General features: G+C 39.0%; 6 protein-coding genes. 3 read left to right on the top strand and 3 right to left on the bottom strand.

Annotation, left to right across the window (positions count from 1 at the left end; all coding sequences use genetic code 11):
- Positions 1-131 precede the first annotated feature (131 nt).
- A complete protein-coding gene (locus tag BP621_RS16610; RefSeq protein ID WP_292391833.1) occupies positions 132-818 on the top strand; it encodes a DUF169 domain-containing protein in 687 nt (228 codons plus the stop codon).
- A gap of 96 nt (positions 819-914) precedes the next feature.
- On the opposite strand, the gene BP621_RS16605 is transcribed toward BP621_RS16610, so the two are convergent.
- The 3 genes from BP621_RS16605 to BP621_RS16595 all read right to left on the bottom strand — a co-directional run bounded on the left by BP621_RS16605 (position 915) and on the right by BP621_RS16595 (position 3317).
- Positions 915-1538, bottom strand: coding sequence for a LysE family translocator (locus BP621_RS16605; RefSeq protein ID WP_292391831.1), 624 nt, complete (start codon positions 1536-1538; stop codon positions 915-917).
- A gap of 229 nt (positions 1539-1767) precedes the next feature.
- Positions 1768-2520: an ABC transporter permease gene (locus BP621_RS16600; RefSeq protein ID WP_292391829.1), complete on the bottom strand. Its 753-nt coding sequence runs from the start codon at positions 2518-2520 to the stop codon at positions 1768-1770.
- The gene (locus BP621_RS16595) at positions 2517-3317 is read right to left on the bottom strand and encodes an ABC transporter ATP-binding protein (protein ID WP_292391827.1); all 801 of its coding nucleotides are present in this window, start codon (positions 3315-3317) and stop codon (positions 2517-2519) included. Before BP621_RS16595 ends, BP621_RS16600 begins: the two co-directional genes overlap by 4 nt.
- Before the next feature lie 1090 nt (positions 3318-4407).
- Here BP621_RS16595 and htpX point away from each other — a divergent pair.
- Both htpX and pspAB read left to right on the top strand, forming a co-directional pair.
- Positions 4408-5292 carry a zinc metalloprotease HtpX gene (gene htpX / locus BP621_RS16590; protein WP_292391825.1) on the top strand — a complete coding sequence of 295 codons (885 nt, stop codon included), beginning with the start codon at positions 4408-4410 and terminating at the stop codon, positions 5290-5292.
- Between the two features lie 127 nt (positions 5293-5419).
- The gene (pspAB, locus tag BP621_RS16585) at positions 5420-6019 is read left to right on the top strand and encodes a PspA-associated protein PspAB (protein ID WP_292391824.1); all 600 of its coding nucleotides are present in this window, start codon (positions 5420-5422) and stop codon (positions 6017-6019) included.
- Positions 6020-6896: the final 877 nt, after the last annotated feature.

Genomic DNA, 6896 nt, shown 5'->3' with positions numbered 1-6896 from the left:
GTTTTGCTCCTCGTTTCCCCATTAATATATCAATTATGTAGTTTTAATTTATAATACCAACGAAATATAATCGGAGCACCAAGGTTATAAAAACTTTGGAATTAAAGTTAAAAATAAGGATGTATTAAAATATGGATGTCAAAGAAGTAAATCACCATGGACATGAACTTATCAAACGTCTGAAAATCAGAGCTTCTCCTGTAGCAGTAAAACTTATTCCTAAAGGAGAAAAAATTCCAGAAGGTATTGGGAAGACAGAAGAGGATATGACTCACTGCCAGTTTGTGGATAAAGTTAGAAAAAACCGAGAAGAATTTTATACTTTAAATGATAACCAAATGTGTAAAGTTGGAGCTGGCGCAATGGGTCTTGGCTCAGTTCCTGAAAACCTGGTCAGTGGAGAGCTTTATTACAAAGAATTCGAGCTATTCAGTACACTGGGTGCCTCAAGACGTACTGTTGACATGACCCCTACCCTTCCACCGAATTCAACAGAAGCTATTCTGTACTCTCCTCTAGAAAAGACCTCATTTATTCCGGACGTCATTATGGTTTTCGGTAGTCCTAAACAGATGATGTTACTTACACAGGCTGTAATGTATGGGATAGGAGGAAGGCTTGAAACGAGCTTCTCAGGAGCACAGAGTGTATGTTCTGACGGCGTTGTACAGGTTTATAAAGAAGGAAAAGTAGGAGTTACAATTGGTTGCACTGGAAGTCGGGCTTACGCCACTCTTACAGACGATGAAATGATTATGGGAATCCCTATTGAGCTTCTTGCTGATGTGGTTTCCGGCCTCAAGCAAGTCTGCCCTTAACTGAAACCTTATCTGAAACCTTAAATGAAAATTAAATTCTAATTTTTCCATCATACTTAGAGTCTTTGAAATCCAAAACGAGCAATCATATAATATTTAAATATTTAGTGAACTCAAGCCCATTTTAATAAAAGTCAATCCGAAGATGATCTGTGCAATTCCCAGAGCGCGGATAATAGAAAAGTAATGTTTACTATTTATAAAGGACTTTGACTTTTCTACAACTAATGTAACAACCACCTTTGACCCTACAAGAAAGATATAGAATCCTAATATGAACAAAATTGTAGCTGAAACGTGAGTGTTTAGGCTCTTAAAAATTATCGGCCCGCCTATGGAAAACCAGAAGACATATGGGTGCGGGTTTCCAAAGTTCACAATAACTCCTTTTCTAAGGGCATTCTCTTTTTCTACATTTAATTCAACGCTGTCTTTTTTGATTTTCAGTGATTCGATTCCTGAATATATGAGATATGAAGCCCCAAAAAACGCAATGATTCCAATAATAAAATCATAACTTGTCAGATGCGACAGTACATACAGTATGGATAAAACGATTGGCAGGTCCGTAATTAAAGGAGACATTGCAACCTTTATTCCTTCCCACTTGCCGTGCTGTAGAGTTTCAGAAATGGTTACAGCCAGCAGTGGGCCTGGAGATGTTCCTGCAGCGAGGCCTAGAAATGACCCCAGGGCTAAAAATTCAACAAAATCCAGCACCTTTAATGCCTCTTTTTTAATATGTCAATCAAATGAATCTACCTTAAATATTGAGTATCCTTGAATTCAGGATGCAGTTAATTAGATACCTAATTTAAAAGTCTTTAATAATTTAAAGGTATATAATAGTACAACACTGATATAAAATAATCATTAATGATTTATATAATACTTGATTTTATACGAAACTTTGAGTTTCAAACCGTAAATTTTGGAAAAAAGGAGGCTTTTAAGCCTCTATTTTTGAGAAAAGGAATGCTCCAATCATACAAACAAGAACTGAGAGTAAACCTATTACTGCCAGGTCGCTATGGATACCAAACACACTCATTCCGGCAATAGCTCCTCTTAAACCGTCCACCCCGTAAGTAAGGGGATCGATCCTGCTCACGAAATAGATCGCCTGTGGTAGGTTTTCAAGGGGAAAGAGGGCGCCGGATAGGAAGAAGATAGGCATGATCAGGAAGTTCATGATCAACTGGAAGCCCTGCATGTCTTTCATTTTTGAGGCTATGGCAAGGCCCAGGCCTGTAAAGAAGATAGCTATCAGGAACATAAAAACCAGCCCAAGCGCAAGGCTTGCAAGGCTTGGAATCCTGAACCCGAGCACATAAGTCAGGCTCAGCACGATCAGGCCCTGAATCATGGCTATGGTTGCGCCTCCAAGAGTTTTTCCGATCATGATTTCTGTCCTTGAAATAGGAGCTACCATAGTCTCTTTGAGAAATCCAAATTGCCTGTCCCATATAACCTCAAGTCCCGAAAAAACCGCAGTAAAGAGAATTGACATGGCAACAATCCCTGGCGCAAGAAAGTCTAGGTAATTTGCCCCTCCGCTTGCCCTTGTATACATTGGACCGAAACCGAATCCAAATGTTACCAGAAAAAGCAGAGGCTGTCCGAGAGAACCCAGCAGCCTGGCTTTAGAGCGCCAGTAATGTTTTAGTTGTCTTAACCAGAGGATATAGATTACTTCAATCAATGCCTGATCCTCCTTCTCATGCCCCTTATGATTCGCACTTTATTTCCAGACCCACTATCATCCCTAATGTCCCTGCCTGTCAACTTCAGAAAAGCCTCTTCTAAGGATTCGGTTTCTGTCCGTTTCTTTATTTCTTCAACAGTGCCGGATTCTATAATTTTTCCGTGGTCAATGATCGCAATCTGGTCTGCAACGGCTTCGGCTTCTTCCATGTAATGTGTTGTCAGAAAGATTGTCATTCCTTTTTCTTTGTTCAGGCTCCTGATATGACTCCAGATTGAGTTTCGGGTCTGGGGATCAAGGCCTACAGTGGGTTCGTCAAGGAAAAGGATTTTCGGGTAGTGGACAAGTGACCGTGCAATCTCAAGCCTGCGCTTCATGCCGCCTGAATAATGTTTGACATAGTCTTCCCGCCTGTTCCAGAGCCCGACAATTTCCAGGGCTTTTCGGATTCTTTCGGCCCTTTCCTTTTTAGGTACCTTATAGATGACTGCATGATAAACAATGTTCTCGTAAGCAGTCAATTCTTCATCAAGGCTGGGATCCTGAAAGACTATCCCGAAAGATGCACGGGCCTTATCTTGTTCTTTGAGCGCATTAAAACCGTTAATGCTTATTTCTCCTGATGTGGGCTTCAGGACGGTTGTAAGCATTTTGATAGTTGTGGACTTGCCTGCCCCGTTTGGGCCAAGAAAAGCAAAGATCGAGCCGGTTCCAACGTTGAAGCTTATCTCTTTTATAGCTGTAAAATCATCAAATTTCTTTGTGAGAGATTGGACTGAGAGTATGTTTTGCATGGGTGAACCTGAAATGATTTTTTTAAATAAGGAAAGGCTAATAACTGAATTTCTTCAGTAAACCTCTTCGGTTAAATTTCTTCGGTTAAGTTTTTCCGTCAGAAATCTCCCGATCTATGCCGGTTTTGGGAGAATCCTGCGGAAATTCTACAGGAAAGAAGTATCTTTTTTAAAGGATTCTTCTTTAATTTTTTTTAAATGATTCTTCTTTAATTATTCTTATATAATTATTCTATTCTCCAAAGGAATCCAGCATATAAATTCTGTTACACACCAGTTATGAATTCTATTTTGTACAACACTTATAAATTCTATTATACGGCTTTATAAATTCTATTGTGCAAATCTTATTATTCTTTTTATAGATCCATATTTTTTACCTGAGTTTATAATTCCATTATAAAAATTACATTCCAATTATAAATAGTATGCTATTTTTATACTTTATTTCTAAATGTGTTTTTTGCATCTGAATATTTATCTATTCTTCAAAATCTTCTTTCTTTTCGCAGGTTCTCATCTCTTATTTTTGAGGATTTTTTAGTGATGAACAGAAATCCTTGCCGAATAAACAGAAGTTCTGAGCTTTTCCATAAGGGGAAAGAACTTTAATCTTTGAGGAAATATTTTTATCGGATATATAGCTGGATTAGTTCATATTCCAAGTGAAAAAAGCCAGTCGTTTTATGCCTTCGTAACCTTTGCCCAGGCCTCAATAAAAGTTTTTCTTCTTATGTGCATCCTTCTTTGATTTACAGGTCAATACCTGTAAGTCCATTTAATTGGACTTGGTTTCCATTTAACGGAAGTTTAATATTTATAGGTTTAATATCAGTATGCTTAATATTTGCAGGTTAATATCTGTAGATTTAATATTTGCAGGTTTAATATATTTATTTAACATAGGTTTAATTATAATTTAACTTAGATTTAATAACCCTTTAAACGCGCTTAACTTTAGCCGCATCAAAATATAATCGCACTTTACTTAGTTGCAATTCATTGCATAGCACTTTGCTTTAGTTACAACCAATTGAAACCGCGCTTAAGCGGAATTCAACATCTCAATCATACTCGGGAGCAGTAATCAATGAAACGAAAGTGGGAAAGGGATTTGGGACTTCAGGGACGGATGATTTTCACAATGTTTCTTCTGGCAGCAGTTTACCTTTTTTTCCTAGCGTTTCTGTCGTACAACGGGACTCCACCAGTGATCATGATGCTCTTTGTAGGCTCTTTCATGGCTATCCAGTACTTTTACTCGGATAAACTGGTGCTCTTGTCAACAGGCGCAGAGATCGTTTCTGAAAGCGAAGCCCCACAGCTGCATGGGATAATTACGCGGCTCTGCGCAATAGCTGACCTCCCGAAGCCGAAAGTGGCAATTGTCAGGTCTCAGGTTCCAAATGCCTTTGCAACAGGCAGGAACCAGAATAACGCTGTTATTGCAGTTACAACAGGAATTCTGGACAAACTCTCTCCAGCCGAACTCGAGGCCGTACTTGCTCACGAACTTACCCATGTCAAGAACAGAGATATGGCTGTTATGACAATTGCCAGTTTTATCTCAACCCTGGCTTTCTACTTTGTCCGTTACAGCCTTTACTTTGGAAACATGGGAGAAGACCGGAAAAAAGAAGGTGGAGGCATTTTGCTTGTCTGGCTAGTTTCAGCTGCGGTCTGGGTTGTCAGTTTCATACTTATTCGAGCCCTTTCCCGCTACAGGGAATATGCCGCAGACAGGGGCGCAGCCGTTATTACCGGACAGCCGTCTAACCTCGCATCAGCCCTCATGAAGATAAGCGGGGTTATGTCCAGGATCCCGAGCGAAGATCTCAGGTCAGTAGAAGGAATGAATGCATTTTTCATCATCCCTGCAATCTCAGGTTCTTCCATAATGGATATTTTTTCCACTCACCCCTCTGTGGAAAAAAGAATAGCCAAACTTGAAAAGATGCAGCAGGATCTGGGCTAACTGGATGTGTTAGCAAAATCCAGGCCACAGCAAGATCCAGGTCATAAAATCTCAGTTAGCTGGGCACGAATTAAGAAAACGAATTCATAACATGAATTAAGAAAACGACTTAAAAAGGAGAAGCTAAATGGGTCTTCGCGATTTTGTGGATGCAATTCTCGGTAAGAGTACGCTTCCAAAAGCAAAAAGTGAGAAATTATTTGCAATTTCTACAGCCAGTATCACTCTGGAAAGCAATCTCGGCCTAAAACCCTCAGGATCGGCAGGGATCTGCTTTAAGCCAATAGGAGCTTCAGCGTACGAATCTGCGCGAAAGGAAATTCAGGAGCTTCTGGAGTACAGTTCAAAGGAAACGGAAACTGAATTCAGGCTGGAAAAAGACGAGTTCAATTTCCTGTGGGCTATTTTTAAAGACCCGGATTTCGAAGACCTTGTTGCAAACATTCACCTTGTAAGTGAAACTCTCGAAGAACACGGCTTTGGTGGGCAACTTCTCTGTGCCATTTACAGGTTTGACAGCGAACCCGAAGCCGGGAACTCCGGCCGTGGAAAAACCGTTTACTGGATCTACAATTTTAAGCAGGGAACTTATTACCCCTTTATCCCTCTTTCTGGCAAGCAGAGGGACAGCCCCTTTGAATTCAAGTTAAGGGCGGAAATGGAGAGAGAAATGCCTATCGAAGAAAATGTAGAAAAGTGGTACCCTCTCTGGGGGATTCCATTCTAAAAACTGCTGTGTCGATAAACTCAACTCTTTCTATAAACTGGGTTCTTTCAATTTTGAACCTTAACTCTGCCACACATAGGGATTATTACAGTTTTTTGTCGTAAAGATTAGCTCCATGAAACTCTGGCAGAATACTACGTTAGAACTTATAAACGTCTACTTAAAGGCATTAAAGTGCTTGAGATAGATACGGATAATAGAACAATAAGGGCTATCAAGGACTAAAATTACTTTTCAGCCATTCTGACGTAAGAACTCTTGTTAATCCAATTTGGACGAACTTCACCTATACAGTGATTTATATACTGTTTTTAAACCTGTAATGAGTTGGTTGAGAGTCTTTTATCACGGTTAAATCATCTTTAAAGCTGATACCATGACTATCAGAACATTCAAAGTTCTTGAATTTCGAATTCAGAGTCTTTTTATTATTTTCTGGGTTTTTGATTGATGTATCAATTGCAGGTGAAATTGATGGTAAATTATGGCGATCCCATAAGATATTAAAAAGTCTCTTAATTAATCAATCAGTATAAATATCTTCAAAATAACCTTCTTCGATTTCAATATCTTCTTCGATTTCGATAATTACTTTTAACTTACAACTTTTTCCGTTAATCTCCAATTCTCTAATTATTCTTTCGGCGCTTGTTACGAATTCAGATTCATTTGCGAATTTATCTACAAGGTCTTCAATTTCCTGAATTTCATTTGTTGTGAGTTTAATCTTCTGACCCCCAATAGTTCATTTAGCTCCAATGAATTATACATCATTCCCTTCCTCTATTCAACTCTTTATCTAATGAAACTTGGATATCGACTTTTCGGATAGGCTCTTAATCCAGTTCATTTTTTATTTAGAGCCTATCCGAAAAGT

The organism is Methanosarcina sp. UBA5 (assembly GCF_002505485.1).
GTDB lineage: Archaea > Halobacteriota > Methanosarcinia > Methanosarcinales > Methanosarcinaceae > Methanosarcina.
The sequence above is the reverse complement of the archived record's forward strand: the minus strand, read 5'-3'. Positions and strand labels throughout refer to the sequence as shown.